The sequence below is a fragment of the Halobacillus seohaensis genome, from assembly GCF_042663045.1.
In the GTDB taxonomy this organism is placed as follows: domain Bacteria; phylum Bacillota; class Bacilli; order Bacillales; family Halobacillaceae; genus Halobacillus_A; species Halobacillus_A seohaensis.
The window spans coordinates 52,505-69,042 of record NZ_JBHSZV010000010.1; the positions used below are offsets into that span (position 1 = coordinate 52,505).

Annotated in this window: 15 protein-coding genes and 1 riboswitch; of the genes, 3 read left to right on the forward strand and 12 right to left on the reverse strand. The window is 40.5% G+C overall.

Going from position 1 to position 16,538, the window contains the following annotated elements; all coding sequences use genetic code 11:
* On the reverse strand, positions 1-1,158 hold the full coding sequence (locus ACFQIC_RS03465; RefSeq protein WP_204708727.1) for an FtsW/RodA/SpoVE family cell cycle protein: 1,158 nt from the start codon (positions 1,156-1,158) through the stop codon (positions 1-3).
* Between the two features lie 541 nt (positions 1,159-1,699).
* On the opposite strand from ACFQIC_RS03465, the gene ACFQIC_RS03470 reads away from it, so the two are divergent.
* Complete coding sequence (locus ACFQIC_RS03470; RefSeq protein WP_204708726.1) at positions 1,700-2,020, forward strand: CHY zinc finger protein; 321 nt, start codon at positions 1,700-1,702, stop codon at positions 2,018-2,020.
* A 42-nt stretch (positions 2,021-2,062) separates the two neighbouring features.
* Here the strand turns inward: ACFQIC_RS03470 and thiE are convergent, their stop codons facing one another.
* Genes thiE through thiW form a run of 5 tightly spaced genes read right to left on the reverse strand, consistent with a single transcriptional unit; the run spans position 2,063 to position 5,486 of the window.
* The gene (gene thiE / locus ACFQIC_RS03475) at positions 2,063-2,680 is read right to left on the reverse strand and encodes a thiamine phosphate synthase (RefSeq protein ID WP_204708725.1); all 618 of its coding nucleotides are present in this window, start codon (positions 2,678-2,680) and stop codon (positions 2,063-2,065) included.
* Positions 2,681-2,682: 2 nt separating this feature from the next.
* Complete coding sequence (thiM, locus tag ACFQIC_RS03480) at positions 2,683-3,453, reverse strand: hydroxyethylthiazole kinase (protein WP_204708724.1); 771 nt, start codon at positions 3,451-3,453, stop codon at positions 2,683-2,685.
* On the reverse strand, positions 3,450-4,256 hold the full coding sequence (thiD, locus tag ACFQIC_RS03485; protein ID WP_204708723.1) for a bifunctional hydroxymethylpyrimidine kinase/phosphomethylpyrimidine kinase: 807 nt from the start codon (positions 4,254-4,256) through the stop codon (positions 3,450-3,452). The genes thiM and thiD overlap by 4 nt, the downstream gene beginning before the upstream one ends.
* Entirely contained in the window at positions 4,253-4,942 is a 690-nt protein-coding gene (gene tenA, locus ACFQIC_RS03490; RefSeq protein ID WP_204708722.1) for a thiaminase II, read from the reverse strand. Before tenA ends, thiD begins: the two co-directional genes overlap by 4 nt.
* 49 nt (positions 4,943-4,991) lie before the next feature.
* The gene (gene thiW, locus ACFQIC_RS03495; protein WP_204708721.1) at positions 4,992-5,486 is read right to left on the reverse strand and encodes an energy coupling factor transporter S component ThiW; all 495 of its coding nucleotides are present in this window, start codon (positions 5,484-5,486) and stop codon (positions 4,992-4,994) included.
* 92 nt (positions 5,487-5,578) lie between these two features.
* A riboswitch (TPP riboswitch) is annotated at positions 5,579-5,688 on the reverse strand.
* Between the two features lie 122 nt (positions 5,689-5,810).
* Here thiW and ACFQIC_RS03500 point away from each other — a divergent pair.
* Entirely contained in the window at positions 5,811-6,332 is a 522-nt protein-coding gene (locus ACFQIC_RS03500; protein WP_204708720.1) for a DUF3221 domain-containing protein, read from the forward strand.
* Positions 6,333-7,135: 803 nt separating this feature from the next.
* On the opposite strand, the gene ACFQIC_RS03505 is transcribed toward ACFQIC_RS03500, so the two are convergent.
* The 3 genes from ACFQIC_RS03505 to ku form a co-directional block, all read right to left on the reverse strand.
* Complete coding sequence (locus ACFQIC_RS03505; protein WP_204708719.1) at positions 7,136-8,821, reverse strand: PucR family transcriptional regulator; 1,686 nt, start codon at positions 8,819-8,821, stop codon at positions 7,136-7,138.
* A 24-nt stretch (positions 8,822-8,845) separates the two neighbouring features.
* Positions 8,846-9,805: a pyridoxal-phosphate dependent enzyme gene (locus ACFQIC_RS03510; RefSeq protein ID WP_204708718.1), complete on the reverse strand. Its 960-nt coding sequence runs from the start codon at positions 9,803-9,805 to the stop codon at positions 8,846-8,848.
* Positions 9,806-10,029: 224 nt separating this feature from the next.
* Positions 10,030-10,872: a non-homologous end joining protein Ku gene (gene ku, locus ACFQIC_RS03515; protein ID WP_204708717.1), complete on the reverse strand. Its 843-nt coding sequence runs from the start codon at positions 10,870-10,872 to the stop codon at positions 10,030-10,032.
* Between the two features lie 44 nt (positions 10,873-10,916).
* Between ku and ligD the strand changes: the two genes are divergently transcribed.
* Entirely contained in the window at positions 10,917-12,737 is a 1,821-nt protein-coding gene (gene ligD / locus ACFQIC_RS03520; RefSeq protein ID WP_390216942.1) for a DNA ligase D, read from the forward strand.
* A gap of 275 nt (positions 12,738-13,012) precedes the next feature.
* On the opposite strand, the gene ACFQIC_RS03525 is transcribed toward ligD, so the two are convergent.
* The 3 genes from ACFQIC_RS03525 to ACFQIC_RS03535 are packed head-to-tail and all read right to left on the reverse strand — an operon-like array spanning position 13,013 to position 16,524.
* Positions 13,013-14,563 carry a long-chain-fatty-acid--CoA ligase gene (locus ACFQIC_RS03525; protein WP_204708715.1) on the reverse strand — a complete coding sequence of 517 codons (1,551 nt, stop codon included), beginning with the start codon at positions 14,561-14,563 and terminating at the stop codon, positions 13,013-13,015.
* Between the two features lie 36 nt (positions 14,564-14,599).
* On the reverse strand, positions 14,600-15,367 hold the full coding sequence (locus ACFQIC_RS03530; RefSeq protein ID WP_204708714.1) for a 3-hydroxyacyl-CoA dehydrogenase: 768 nt from the start codon (positions 15,365-15,367) through the stop codon (positions 14,600-14,602).
* A gap of 2 nt (positions 15,368-15,369) precedes the next feature.
* Complete coding sequence (locus ACFQIC_RS03535; protein ID WP_204708713.1) at positions 15,370-16,524, reverse strand: thiolase family protein; 1,155 nt, start codon at positions 16,522-16,524, stop codon at positions 15,370-15,372.
* Positions 16,525-16,538 lie beyond the last annotated feature (14 nt).

Here is a 16,538-nt window from a genome sequence, read left to right on the forward strand (position 1 = left end):
TCACTCTTCTCCAAACATAAATGTTCGATGATGATAAGAAACTGAAAATGCGAGACCTACTGCTATTAAAAAGGCTAGCAAGGAACTCCCACCATAGCTAATGTACGGTAATGGAATACCGGTGATCGGCAATAGCTGAATAGACATACCAATGTTTTGAAACACATGAAAGGTAATCATACAAATCAAACCAACCATCAAATACGTACTGAATTTGTGATTCGCACGTGACGCAATCGTAGTTAATCGATAAATAAATAAGAAAAAAGCAAGTAGAACAACACAACTACCAAGAAAACCATATTCTTCTCCGACTATACTGAAAATGAAGTCCGTATGACTTTCAGGCAAATATAATTCTCGTTCTCCCATACCTTTCCCATACATTTGACCAGATCCAATAGCACGCATGGCTCTTATAAGTTGAAACCCTTCTGAAGAACTATACTGTTGAGGGCTTAACCAAGCATAGATTCGCCCCAATTGATACTGTTTTACTCCTAAGTATTGATCCAGTAACTGAGGAAAATTTAAGGCTGTCCATATTAACACTGACCCAGTAAGTATTACAGTTCCAAATATCGGGAGAATGACACGCCATCTAATACCTGAAATCACAATCATCCCAGCCATAATCGCTAAAAAGACAAGTGCTGTTCCCAAGTCTGGTTGTTGCATGATAAGCACTAATGGAAGCAATGTAAGGCCAACAATTTTACCTAAAAGTACTAAGTCATTTCTTATATGAATTAACTTGTTTTTCTCATGATGATTTGTTATAACATTGGACAAGATCAGAATCGTGAACACTTTCATAAACTCAGAAGGCTGAATCGACCCAAAACCAGGTAGAATAAACCAACTTTTTTGTCCTTTTATCACAGGGGCAACAGTCGCTGGTGCAAGAATTAACGCCAATAGGACGATAAGCCCGGCAATGTATAAGGGCCAACTGATCTTCTTATAAAAATCAGGCTCAAAATAGAGCATGATGGCGATGACGACCCCACCTACTCCATACCAAATTAATTGTTTAAACATAAAGTTTTCATTATATTGAGCGCTTTGCTGAGCGCTATACAAAGCCACACAGCTAATCGTTAAAAATAAACACAAAGTAAAAAATAATTTCCAATCGAACCGTTCCTCAAAATTCACTTTTATCCCCTTCCCCCTTTCCAAGGGACTCTAAAAAGACTCACGGAATCCATTTAACCATATCTTTTCAATAAAAAGAAGGTAGAATACAAAAACACTTAAAAATCTCCATACTCTCTAATTATTTTACCACATACATACTAGTCTAAGTCTTGGTCATATCTAGTTCTTTAAAAATCCCCAAGCAATCTAGTTCGCTTTTCCTTCAAATGTTAAACTATAAGGAATATGTAACATCCTCCCCGAATAGTAATCGCGAAGAAAAGTTATTGAAATTATGGGCTGTGAATAAAAACATCAAAAATCGTCCTGCCCCCTCGTTAGAAACAGAGAAAGAGCTCAAGGGAGTGATCGCTATTCGCGGACGAACAACTCTGTGCGATATATACCAATGATTGTGAACATCCCAAACTTTTAGATTGATTAACACTACAAAATTGTGATATTTGTATCCATTATGTTTCAATTAAGATAACATGCCGATCATAAGCCTTTACCTTATTGTCGGGAATCTAGACTAACTTATTAAGGAGCAAATTGAATGACCAAACAAAAAGTTCAAGGTAACCAAGTTGACCCCTACACACGCTGCACACACTATCATAGTACCGTTGATATCATCGCCATTAAATTTTATTGCTGTAACGAGTATTACGCGTGCTACTACTGTCATCAGGAATTAGCAAATCATACAACATCCAAATGGCCAAAGAACCAATGGAATGAACGAGCAATTCTCTGCGGCAACTGTCATCACGAACTAACCATCCATGATTACATGAATGCATCCGCATGTCCTCAATGCGAAAGCTCCTTTAATGAAAAATGTATCCATCACTTCCATCTATACTTTGATACCTAAAAAAAGTTTCGTTACAGTAATTACTGTAACGAAACTTTTCACTCAAAGCAGTTTAACTGCTCTAACTACATCTTTAGCTGCAGTTATCGCAGTAATAGCGGATACACCATCGGCACCAACTTCCATTACCTCACGAGCATTTCCAACGGTGATACCGCCAATCCCGACAAGCGGAATCCCAGGATATAAAAACTTCACCCGCTTGATCCACTCGACACCAACCGGCTCCTTTGCATCCACCTTCGTAGACGTAGCAAACATAGGACCAGCACCTAAATAATCCACCACATCAACAGCACTACCCTTTAGCTCCTCTTCATTAGAAATTGAAAGACCTATAATTTTCTTTGGAAAAAGGGAACGGAGCTCCTGTACATCAACATCGTCCTGACCGACGTGAATACCATCCGCCTCAAGTGGATCCACCAAAACGCTATCATCATTTACAATAAACAAGACATCATGCGTCCGGCATAACTCGCGCAACCTCTTGCCCAGTGCAAGCTTCTCTTCTCCTTGAAGTGATCCTGGACCTTTCTCTCGGAACTGAAAAGCTGTTATCCCACCTTCAATCGCTTCTTTAAGAATGTCAGCCGGATCACGCTCGCAGTTTTGGCTACCCATTATTAAATACTTTCTTAAACGTTGGCTCAGTTCCATAACTATCTTTCCTCTAATTGCGTTAAATCCATAGCTAAGGCATCGATGAAACGGGCAGCAAACGTTCCAGGTCCGTTTACACTCGTGAGACGCGCTGCTTTTTCAGCTGCTAATCCATAGAATCGAGTAGCTGCATGAGCTTGATCAAACCGCGTTCCTGATGTGGAAAGGCAAGCTGTTAAAATTGACCCTAGCAAACAACCAGAACCCGTTACCTTGGCTAATAAGTCATGTCCTGTTTCATTTTTCACCACTTCTTGTCCGTAGCTTATCGTGTCAACTTCCCCAGTTACAATAGCTAAAGTATTGTATTTTTCAGCCACTTGCATAGCGATAGTTTCGTTGTCTCCTTCTCCAATTGAATCGACACCCTTTGTTGCCACAGAAACACCAATAATATGAGCTAGTTCTCCTGTGTTGCCTTTAATCGCTGTAGGCTGAACCTCAGATACAATTTGTTCAAAAGCTTTCGCACGAAACGATGTAGCTCCAACTCCTACTGGATCGATGACTACAGGAATACCCTTTTCATTGGCAGCTTTTCCTGCAAGGATCATCGCTCGCAAATGAGGTTCAGTTAAAGTCCCAATATTGATTAACACACCGTCCGATAGCTGAGCAATATCCCAAGCTTCTTCCTCGGCCATTGCCATAATTGGAGATCCTCCAAACGCAAGCAGCCCATTAGCACTAAAGTTCATCACAACTTGATTCGTTAAATTGTGAATGAGAGGCTGTTTTTCTCTGACTTCATTTACAAGTTTTATACTCATTTGTTCATAACCTCCTCGCGTGTTGCAAAATGGTTCGTAGGTCCACTTCCTTTTCCAATGTCAAAGGAATGTCGAATCGCTTCCGTTACGAAATGCTTAGCTTGTTCCACTGCTGTTGATAATGGTGCTCCTTGACTTAAGAATGCGGTAATAGCTGCTGCATACGTACATCCAGTTCCATGCGTATTGTCCGTATCGATCCTCTCACTCGAATAGGTAAGAATGCTCGATCCATCATATAAGAAATCAATCGCTTCTCCTTCGAGATGACCTCCTTTTATTAAAGCAGCATTGGCTCCAAATCTGGAGCATATTTGTTCAGCAGCCTGTTTCATATCTTCAGTATTTCTGATTTTTTCTTCCAAAATGAATTCAGCTTCTGCAATATTGGGTGTAATCACAGTAGCAAGAGGGATTAAATGGTCACGCAACCAACTTCTTGACTCCTCTTCTATTAAAGTATCCCCACTCGTGGCCACCATCACGGGATCCATCACGTAAGGAGCATTCACTTCAGGTATCCATTCAGCGACTACCTTCATCATCTCCATGTTTGAGATCATCCCTGTCTTAAATGCATCTACAGGTATATCTGAGGAAATTGCTTCAAGTTGACTTTTCAGTATCTCAATCGGTACATGATGCACATCCTTAACTCCTGTTGTATTTTGAGAGACGACTGAAGTGATTACGCTCATTCCATAACTTCTCAATTCTTGAAATGTTTTTAGATCGGCTTGAATGCCGGCACCTCCACTCGGATCAGTGCCAGCAATCGTTAAGGCTGTTGAGACATTTGTCATTTAGTGTTCACTCCTTCTCCTTGAGGCCATTCTTCACAGGAATAAGCCATTTCCCAAAATTTCAACTCAAGTTGACAGCTCTTCCTGAAGGCGTCTTTCATGCGTTGTCGCTCGGTTTCTGAGGCTTGGTCGGCTAATTCATCGAGGCGTTGGCGCATGGCGTTGGATAGCGTTTCAAATTCCTCATTTGCGTAAAACTTAATCCACTGGTAGAAGGTATCATTCGGTGTTGGCTGATACTTTTTCATCAAATGATTACCGATCTCTAGATACGTCCACGGGCATGGAAGCATAGCGGCTAAAATTTCACCTAATCCTCCCATTTGGGCGTGGTACATCATGTGTTTGACGTAGTGATCAGCTGTTGGAGGAAGCGGGTATCCATGTAGTTCATCATATCCAACACCGATGACATCACAAAAATTCATGTGTGGGTGTGTTTCACTATTTAGTATAAATCCTACTTGCTCATTAAAGTATTCAATGTCTTTTCGGTTGGTCGATTTAGAGATGCCAATGCCATAAATGTGCATAAATGCGTTCAAGTATTCATAATCGGCTTTAATATAGTGGGCTATGGAATCGTGTGGCAAGTCCCCTTTACCGATTCCGTCAACGAATCGATGGTTAAAAATTGCTTCGAATATATCATTGTTTTCCCTTCTTAGGGTCTCTGTAAAACTCATTAGTTTAACCTCCTTGATTTTTAGCGGAATCTAAATAGATTCCGAGCAGTTATGCGTTAGCTTGCGGTATTAATTTTGTTTGGCGTACTCGTGATGCTACGAACCAACCAAGTAATGATCCGCTAATACTGCTTACGAGAAAAGGCGGGATAAAAGCAAAGGCCCCCGCCGCACTTCCCATTAATACAGTGGCAAAGGGAACAGCGAACAGTGCACCAATAAAACCAGATCCTATCATCTCTCCTGAAGCAGCAGCGAATGACTTTTTTGTCCATTTGTAAAAATATCCAGCAAGTAAAGCACCAATCATCCCGCCAGGAAAGGCTAGTAATGTTCCTAGTCCAAGTAAGTTTCTCAGCAGTCCGATCACGAATGCAATAGCTACCGCAGGAATCGGGCCAAGGGTGATGGCCGCCATGACGTTTACAGCATGTTGAACAGGATACGCTTTTGCTATCCCTGCAGGAAACCATAGAAGTTGGGCGCCAAGCGTTCCAATGGCAACAAAGACAGCCATCGTTGTAAGTAAATGTGTTCGATTCATTCTCTTCCTCCCATTCTTTGAAGTAGGGGCCGGAAAACACAAAAAAGCCAGATCCTTGGGGGGACCTGGCTACGTATAGGTAGAGTAATAGACTTATCGTCTAACTACTTCCCTCCGCTGGTCTTAACCAGATCAGGTTGATAAGAGTCGGAAAGGTTGTTCCTTTCCTCTCAGCCCATTCCGGGCCCCCCTAGTAGTTCATTTCATCAATTCGCTTGGTTGAGTTCATCATAACAAAGCTTCTTTGATTTGTCATGGTTAAAGGTGTAACATTTTTCACAGGGAAGCGACTGAACTGGTAAGAAAATGAGGGAGACTTTCTAAATGAAAAAATGGATGCTTGTATTATTACTATTTGGCGTTGCCTGTGGTAAAACTGAAGTGGATGAAGGATCTGAGGATGCAGGAACTCATCCAGAGGAAGAGTCTGAAGAAATGAATTCCTTTTCCGGTTACGTTATGGATCAACATGAGAACAGGATTTTGGTCGTTAATACGATTGAGAACGAAGGTGGTTCACCCATATGGGTATCAGGGGTAGACCAAGGTATGTGGATCGGGAAGAAAGTTGAGGTTAGAATAGCCGGCCAAGTTGCTGAATCCTATCCAATGCAAGGAGAAGCAAAAGATGTGCAAGTTGTAGAATCTCCATCACCTGAAGGAGCCAGTCTAACGGAATCTCAGGTTTTGGCTAAAGCACTGGCAGGTATTGACCGGAGTAACGCACTGGCAGTTGAGAGTTTAACTTATGAGGCAGAGGATGATCACTGGACTGTAAAACTTCGGTCTACTGTGACAGAAAGTGGATCAGAGAAAGTGATTATATCTGATAAATTGCCGGACTGAGTTTTTAAAGGGGAGTATCTTAGAAGTAAGTAGCTCCGATACCGTAGAGAAACAAAGGACTATTGAGGACTCGATTCCGAAATAATGGGGTTCGTTACCGTATGAGGGATAGGGGTGACTTTGAAACAACTCGCTTTCCTGCGGGGGACTGGCAAGCCTCCTCGGTCGTTGACACTCCCTGTGGGGTCTTGCCTAACTCCTTCTCCCGCGGGAGGTCTCGTCGTTTCAAAGCCACCCCTTTCGACATGGAAATTAACGCCCCCCCATAGGAGAATGCGTCTTATCTATGCTATAGAATAAAACCTTACCCCACACGGCTTCCGTTCTCCTTACGAAAGCAAGAAGGTCCGGGAAATTGCGAGACTCTCCTTTAAAAGCGGAGGCGCCTTGGTCAGCGGCGTATGGACTGGACTGTTGACTTATCGTACAGAACCGAGGGAAGTCTCACTAGCCGCTAGGCGCTGGAGCTGGATAACGCCCGATAGGATTGATGAACTAGATGTAGCCTTCGTCCTTATAAGGCGTAAGAGCTGGGATGAACATGATCGGTGAGATCCCGCAGGGCGATAGCCCGAGGAAGCTCGCCACATGCCCATGGAAAGCGAGTGATTTCCCGGACCTTCAAACGCCATTCTTTGTAACGGAAACCACCGAAATGTCTCGAAATTGAGTCTTCCCCAATCTAAAGCTTTAGTTTAACAAGAAAATATAAAAGAACACTTAGGCATTAAAAATCCAAGCTTTTTTGTTTGTTATTTGTACTTTTATTTATGGAACTACTTATCTTAAAGAGCTCCCCTTATTTATTCATCCACTTTTTTTAACATCCAAAGTCTTACACTAAGCTCAAGTAAAAATAGGTCATCTGCATTCAATAAGGAAAGTCCGGTCAATTGCTCAATGTTTCTCAGCCGATGTAGCAGTGACTGCCTATGCAAGTTCAAAGCCCGTGCCGTCTGACTTACATTGCTGTTGAATTTATTATAAATGATAAATGTATGAATTAAGTCCGTTTGACGTTTCTGGTCATAGTCTATCAATTTATGAAGAGTGTTCTTAACAATTTCTTCAATTTCTTTTTCATGAGAAAGTGCCATCAATAATCTATTCATTCGTGTATCGCTGAAGAAGGTACGCTCTCCTATTTCATGTTGTTGACGCCCAATATTATGCGCTGTAACGGCTTGATTATAGCTTTTATGAAACACATACAACCCATCTTTATGCATCGATATTCCCCAGGAAATTTTAATTCCAGCTAATAATTCATTTAAGCGTCGTTCAACAAGGTCAAGAAACTGATTTGATGTTTCCATATAAGGACGATTGTCTGCTTCTAAGAAAACAATAACTTCTCCATCTTCAAATGTAGCCATGGTTCTCCTTTTTAAAACATCCCCTGCATGGGCTACTTCTTTTTGAATATAATAATTTCGACTATGCATGGAAGAGGACATAACAGCTTGATCAAAACCTCCAATATGCTCAGTAGCTTTCTTTTTAAAACGGATATTACCAACAAGACAAATATAGGGCTTTGTTAAATCATAACCTAGGAGTTGTGCTTTTGACTGAAGCTGTTTATCCATGTCGATATTGGTTTTAGCTAAATCGAGAAGGAAGTTGTCTTTCAATCGAATTTCTGTCATTTCAATTGCATTTTCTTTCACAAAATATAGTGCACAGGAAGTCAAAGCATGTTCCAAAATATTTAAATTGGACCAGGTTAGTTCATCGTCTGATTCAGGTTTAAATAAGAGGTAGCCTTGTTTTTTATAGTTCGATAAAATCGTCAATTGATAACAACAATCTTCGCCAATTTGATACTGCTCGATGTAATGATATAAAGGGTGATCTTTAAAAGGTGTTTCATATGAAGGAATGAGCTGATAGTCACCTTCAACCTCTCCATTAAGTAAAGCGATCATATGACTGTCGAAATAGTAATTGGCACGGATAAGTTTGTTATGATCACTAATTGCCACGGGAATATTTGTATTTTCATAGACTATTTTCATAATCTCCTGCAATCCCATTCCGTTTAATACGCAGTTAATCAATTCCTGTCGAATTTCTTCTGTACGCTGTTGAGCAGTTCGCTTCTTTTTACTAATTTCATTCAAGACATCATGGAGAACATCTCCAAACCTTACTTCCCACGGAATTTCAATTAGAACTAATTTATGTTCAGATGCTAAACTCATTATGCGATCTGGAATTTTGTAAATGTGTCTTCCCGTTGCAAAGGCTAGTGCAGATGCACCTGAATCAATGACATCTTGAACATACTTTTCAAGGGCGACAGGATCGTTTCCACACCCTATACCAGTACTTAATACAAACTCGTTTTTTCTGACAAAATTCTCTACTGGTGTTTCAATGACAGAAATCCATTCAATTTCTCTTTCTTCTAGATGAGCCTTTCCCATTAGAACCTTCGCGAGTTCCATTATAGGCAATTGCAGGACATCCTTTACATGTATACCCATCTTACCACCCCATTACATTCTTATCTAAATTAATTGTTGAATTGTAGCATGGTCTATATTATTTCCGCTGACTATAATAACCACATTCCTCCCTTTTGCTTGGGTATCTTTTAACACCTTTCCAATTCCTGCTGCGGCTGCTCCTTCTATAATCATTTTATGAAATTCCATCATAAAAAGGATTCCTTTTTCAATCATTTCTTCTGAAACGAGAAGACTTTCATCCAGGTATTGTTGTGTTAAAGGAAAAGTGTGCTGATTCTTGGGGCCTAATCCTCCCAGTAAACTATCTGCCAAGGTCTCCGTTTCTTTCATCGTGATAGGAGTTCCCTTCTTGAGACTTTCATGCATGACAGCTGATGCTTCCATAGAAACTCCTTGGATATGGATTTCAGGAATCATCGATTTAAGAGTGAATGCAATACCCGTTAGCAATCCTCCCCCAGACAAAGGAATAACCACCTGATCAACATCTGGGCACTGATGCATGATCTCAAGTCCAATCGTGCCTTGTCCGGCAATCACTTTAATATCATCGAATGGCTTAATAACAAACAAACCCTGTTTTTTTTCTAAACCATAACAATAAGCCTCGGCATCATCCTGGTTTTCACCTACCTTTTTTACATGGGCACCTAACCTTCTCAGTCGATTGACTTTCTCCTTAGGAACCCGATTAGATATACAAATGGTTGCTTCAATATCAAGTTGCTTAGCTACATACGCAACGGCTATTCCATGATTTCCTGTTGAAAAAGTAGTGACACCCTTCTTCCTTTCTTGGGCCGTAAGTGATAATAGTTTATTTGCCGCACCTCGTAATTTAAATGCTCCCGTTGGTTGGCAATTCTCCAATTTCAAGTATATATGATTGCCTGTTCGTTCTGATAATGGTTCCGAAAATAAGAGTGGTGTTTGGTCAATTATTCCTTGAATCCTGTGATTCGCCTTCCATACCTCACGCATAGTAAGTGCTTCACCCATGGGCTCCCCCCTGAATTCAGATTATTCTGATAATATAACATATAAAATAAGACCGCACGATATGTACGACCTCATTTATTATTCCTAGAACAAGTTTTAAATGAACATGTTCTAACAAAAGGGATTTATCTTACAATTAGTATACTACATAAACCTGTATAAACATAGATATTTAGTTCGACAAATCGCTTCATAGAAAGTGCTAGCCCTGGATCAAGTTATCATTATGACGTCTTTTTCTTTCCACTCGCTTTTTTAGTCGTGGTCTTTCTTTTTGGAGCTACTTTCTTAGATTCCTTCGTACTTTCAAGTGACTTTTCGAGTGCATCCATTAAATTGGTCACATTGTCAGGAGTAGTTTTGCTCTTAGCGGTCGTAACTTCTTCGTTATTACGTTTCGCTTCAATAAGCTCCATTAATGCAGTTCTGTAATTGTCTTTATACTTTTCAGGTTGAAACTCAGCGGTTAATTGGTCAACTAAGGTGACTGCTGTACTCAACTCTTTCTTACTCAGATCGAATTGTTCTGGAACATTTGGAACATCCGCTATACTACGAACCTCATCTGGGTAATGAATAGTCTCCATAACGAGTGTATTTTCATAAACACGAACGATAGCTAGTTGTTCTTTTGAACGGATAATGATCTTTGCTATGCCAATTTTCCCTGTATCCCCTAATGCTTGTCGTAGTAGTCCATATGCTTTTGTCCCACCCTCATTAGGAGACAGATAATAACTACGGTCAAAATATATTGGATCAATATCGTCCAGCTTTACAAAATCCAAAATTTCAACTGATTTATCCTCTTGTTCTTTCTTTAAGCTTTCTAAATCCTCTGCATCGAGTACAACAAACTTATTTTTCGCATACTCGTAAGCCTTTACAATTTCATCATTGGATATTTCCTTATCACATACTGGACATCTTTTCTTATATTCAACCGGGGACTTGCATTCCTCATGTAATTGACGAAGCTTAATATCCTTGTTTTCTGTTGCGGCATGGAGTTTAACAGGAATATTAACCAATCCAAAGCTGATCGTACCCTTCCACATTGTATGCATCGTCCACACTCCTTTTTCATAGCATGTACTCCCATAAAAGAATTATGATTAAAATCCTTATTCATGCCCAAACTAACTTTGAATTGAAGGTGATGACTGTGAACCAACCAATGCTCCCCACGTTATCTTCTACTCCTCCTAAAGAAGATAAATGGATGTATGAGATCAAATATGACGGGTTTAGAGCCTTTTTAAAATGGACCAAAAAAGGCATGACACTTACTAGTAGAAATGGAAAAGATTTATCCTCATATTTTCCAGAAATTATTAACGTCCATGGAATAGAACCCCCTACGGATCTTCCCCTTTTATTAGATGGGGAAATTGTCATATTAAATACACCGTATCAAGCAAATTTTGGTCTTTTACAAAAACGTGGACGTATAAAAAAGTCGGAAAAAATCCAAAGCCTTGCAAAAAAGCGTCCCGCTACTTTTATGGCTTTTGATGTATTACAACAGAAGGAGGACCTTTCGTCACATCCATACACAAAACGAAAAGCAATTCTCCATTCATTGCTTGAAGATATTGATCTTCCTCAGATTCAGCATGTGACGGCCTTTGAGGATTGGGAGGAAATCAAACAAATATGTTTCGATTATTTAGGGGAAGGAATTGTCGCCAAATTAAGGAAAAGCACTTATACGTACAACAAACGTTCCAGGGAATGGTTAAAAATCAAACAATGGCGAACAGTGTCTGGATTTCTAACCAAATATAATCCAGAGAATGAATATTATACGTTAGAGGTTTTTGACAAAGAACAGAGGGTTTCTTTAGGAAGTTTCAAACATGGATTAGATTCAGAGCAAGCGCAAACGCTCCGTACTTTTTTTAAAGAAAAAGGGGAGAACTGGCACTTAGAACCAAGTGTCTGCGTAGATGTTCATTGTTTACAAGCAGAGGCAGGAGAGTTAAGAGAGCCTTTATTTAATGAATTTCGCTTTGATTTAGCGCCTAGGGAATGTACCGAGGAAAAACGCAGGTGGGACATAGCAATGCTTCCTGAAGAAGTAGAGGCTTCGCATACTGAGAAAATCTTATGGTCTAAAGGACTTACAAAGCAAGATTATTTAATTTATTTACGTAGAATGGCTCCGTATATGCTTCCTTATTTTCAAAAGAAAAAAGTAACAGTCATTCGTTATCCCGATGGAATAAAGCAACAATCTTTCTTTCAAAAACATCGCCCCGATTATGCGCCAGATTTCGTTGGTGGATGGAAAGAAGAGGACGGAGAGGTATCGTTACGAGCCGATCAGGTTTCTTCCTTAACATGGTTAGGGAATCAAGGTGCTCTTGAGTTTCACTTACCCTTTCAAAAGGCCTTAGCCAAGCATCCAGATGAAATCATATTTGATCTAGATCCACCCAATCGCTCTTCTTTTCACTTGTCTGTGGTGGCAGCTCAACTACTAAAGCATTTACTCGACAAATTAGAAGTGCGTAGTTTTGTAAAAACATCTGGTAATAAAGGGCTGCAGATTCACATCCCTATAGAAGAAGGAAGCTTGAGCTATGAGGAAACAAGAAAGTTTATCGAATCATTAGCCAAGCTTATAGTAAAAGAAAAACCTGACATTTTTACAACAGAACGATTAAAGAAAAAGCGGGGAGACCGACTATATGTAGATTATGTACAGCATGCGGAAGGAAAAACAATCATCGCTCCCTATTCAGCTCGTGCTACGGAGGAAGCAAGTGTAGCAACCCCACTATTTTGGAGTGAACTCAAGGAGAGCTTAGATCCTACAGCATTCACGATCGAAAATGTCGCAGAGCGAGTCCAGGAATTTGGTTGTCCTTTTCAAGATTATGATCAATTTCGACAGCTTCAACCGATTGAAATAATGAAAGAGTTATAAAAAACCGACCTTTTGATGAAGTATTAAATGGGGGTGTTGATGGCTAGAATATCTAGTCGCTTCCCGAAAATGAATTGGAAAATATTCTCGTCACCCCCTCTTTTCTGCTGAAGCAGAGTTATGGCTATAGAATATTTCTCCTTATTTCTTTTTTTATCATGCCTTATCCAACTAAAAAGCAGTCCAATAGAATGGACTGCTAGAATCTATGTTATTTAATGTTTTGTATTTCTTAAAACATACCCAATTAAATGAATATCATGCCTTATCTATTTTCAAGATCGACTTTCTTGTTGATCTCTTAGCTTAAATTTTTGTAATTTCCCACTTGCATTCCTTGGTAACTCTTCAACAAATTCATAGCGCCTTGGCCGTTTATAGCGTGCCAATCGATTGCTTGACGTGCAAAACTCGTCTAGTTCATCTTCTGTTAATTTACCTTTACTTACAATGTAAGCAACAACTCGTTCGCCCCACATTTCATCAGGTTCTCCGATAACCGCTGCATCAATAATTAAGGGGTGATCAAATAAAACATCCTCTACTTCTCGTGAATATATATTTTCTCCACCAGAGATAATCATATCTTTCACCCGATCACTAACCCAAAGATAATTTTCATCATCGAAATACCCTATATCACCCGAGTGATACCATTCTTTATACATGACTTCTTCAGTAGCTTCCGGTCGTCTATAATACCCCTTCATTGTGCTAGGGCCCCGTACAACGATTTCTCCTAATTCACCGGAGTCACAAATGTTATCAGGGTCAGCAGGCCCATCTTCACGTGTCCTCACCACCCGAACATCATGATTAATTAGGGCTCGTCCTGCTGATCCTGCTTTAGATATTTGTTCATCTTCTAACAGAACGGTAATGGCCGGACCCATCTCGGTCATTCCGTAGGCCTGAATCAATTGAACACCTATAGCATCATGTAAACGAGTTGTTAAAGCCGGGGCCATGGGGGCTCCACCATATAGTCCTTGCCTTAGTGTCGCGAAATCCTCTTGACTATATTCTTCTTGCAAAACCATATTCCACATCGTCGGAGCAGCAAATAAAGTAGAGATTTGTTCTTCACGAATGGTTTGAATCATAGCTGATGCATCAAAATGGTGGAGTACAACATTAGAAGCACCTATCATCACTCTTGGGAAGAATGTACAGTGAAGTTCGGCACAGTGGAACATCGGAGCAACGGTTAACCCTCGATCGTGTTGAGTAAGTCTTAAGGTTGCCGTTAAAACAAGTGCTTGGTCCACCATGTCCCGATGGGAATGCAACACGCCCTTTGGAGCACCAGTGGTCCCTGAAGTATACATGATCGCATAGATATCGTCTTCATCCACTAGACAGTCAGGTTTCGATGTTTGTGAGTGATTAATCGCGTCATAGTAATTTTTCGCATAAGATAATTCATCTTCGTCAATGGACCAATAGGTGATTTGAGGTAATGAGACCGCGACGCCTTCAACGGATGCAGCCGTAGCTTTTTCAAATAGAACAATTTTAGGATCAGCATCTTTAATAATGTAGTCTATCTCTTGAGCCGTGAGTCGAAAGTTAATAGGGTTAAAAACAGCTCCAATTTTCATACAGGCAAACAACGTTGTAGCAAATTCTGCCGTGTTGAAAAGCACAGTAGACACTCGGTCTCCTTTATCTACTCCCTCCGCTAGTAAAGCATTGGCTAGTTTATTCACTTCAAGGTCCCACTGCTGATAGGTCCACCTTGTTCCTAATCGTAAATCAACAAGTCCTTCCTTGTTAGGATACTTGGCTACAGTTTGTTCAAACATACTCGTTAACGTTGGCCCCATTACTCATGCACTCCTTTTTATTTTTTATATGTTCTCTTACTTTGGTTGCAATCTTATCGCACCGTCGAGTCGAATCACCTCCCCGTTCAGCATGGAATTTTCTAAAATGTTTAGAGCGAGTTTTCCATATTCTTTTGGCTGACCTAAGCGATTTGGAAACGGGGTCTTTTTACCAAGAGCATCCTTTGCAGACTCTGGAAGTAAGTCGAACATCGGTGTTTCAAATAATCCAGGAGCAATGGTCATCACTCGAATTCCATAACGTGCTAGTTCTCGCGATATAGGTAATGTCATAGAGACAACTCCACCTTTTGATGCGCTATATGCCGCTTGACCAATTTGCCCTTCGAAAGCTGCAATTGATGCAGTATTTATAATCACACCTCGCTCACCTTCACTATTTGCCTCATGATCTTTCATTCGTTCGGAAACGAGACGAATCATATTAAATGTTCCAATTAGGTTTACTTCTACTACCTTTTGGAACGACCCTAAATCATGTGTTGTTTCTTTTCCTAACACCTTTTCTGCAATCACGATTCCTGCGCAATTAATTAATCCATTTATATACCCAAAATGACGGACTGACCCTTCTAACATTTGTGTAATTTGCTGTTCTGACGTGACATCCACTTGGTAAAATAAAACAGAACCTTTTAGTTCAGCTGCTAACTTTTGTCCTTTTTCAGCATTTTGATCAGCGATTATTACTTTACCACCGTTTTCTACAATGGTTCTTACAGTTGCTTCACCTAATCCAGATGCTCCTCCCATAACCACAGCCACAACGTCTTTGACTTCCATTACTATCCCTCCAGTCGTTCAATAATGGTGGCATTTGCCATTCCCATCCCTTCACAAACTGCCTGTAATCCATACCGTCCTCTTGTTCTTTCTAATTCATGGACTAAGGTAGTTAACAATTTTGTACCCGTAGCTCCTAGAGGATGTCCCAATGCTATTGCTCCCCCGTTAACGTTGAGTTTACTAGCATCAACTCCTGTTTCTTTTAACCAGAACAACGGAACAGAGGCGAACGCTTCATTAACTTCAAATAAGTCAATGTCTTCAATGCTTAGTCCGGATTTTTTTAAAACTTTTCGGGTTGCAGGTACTGGACCGGTCAACATGAACGTGGGATCAGAGCCAACGACGGAACGGCCGATAATTCTAAAACGAGGCTTTAAACCAAGCGACTCTGCTTTTTCACGTGACATCAGTAATACAGCTGAAGCCCCATCACTTATTTGGCTAGAATTTCCTGCAGTAATTACACCATCTTCTTCAAATACAGGAGTTAGTCCTGCTAATGTATCAACCGTAGTTCCGGGTCTTGGCCCTTGGTCTTTTTGCATCATAAGAGGCATCCCTTGTTTATCCTTAGTCTCTACAGACATAATTTCCGTGTCAAAATGCTCATTTTTAATGGCTTGGAGGGCTTTCTCGTGACTTCGAGAGGCGTATTCATCCAGTTCATTTCTGCTTAAATTCCAGTGTTCTGCAATCCGTTCTGCAGAAAATCCTTGATTTATGATTTCATAGCGGTCCGTCAACTTTTCACTGTAGTTGATACCTTTCATATTTGAAAACATCGGCACACGAGACATACTCTCTACACCAGCAGCAATAACCACGTCCATATCGCCACTTGCAATGGCCTGGGAGGCAAAATGAACAGCTTGCTGACTTGATCCACATTGCCGATCTATGGTCACGCCCGGAACTTCCTTAGGGAACCCTGCAATAAGTGAAGCCACCCGTGCTACATCACCAGCTTGCTCTCCTACTTGTGAAACGCATCCTGCTATAACATCATCCACAGCTTGAGGATCAAGGGAAACACGATCAACAACTTCCCTAAGTACTTTAGCTAGTAACTCATCAGGTCTTATCCCGCTAAGGAGACCATTTCTCTTTCCTACAGGAGTACGAACGGCTTCTATGATGACAACTTCTCTCATAATAAATCCCTCCA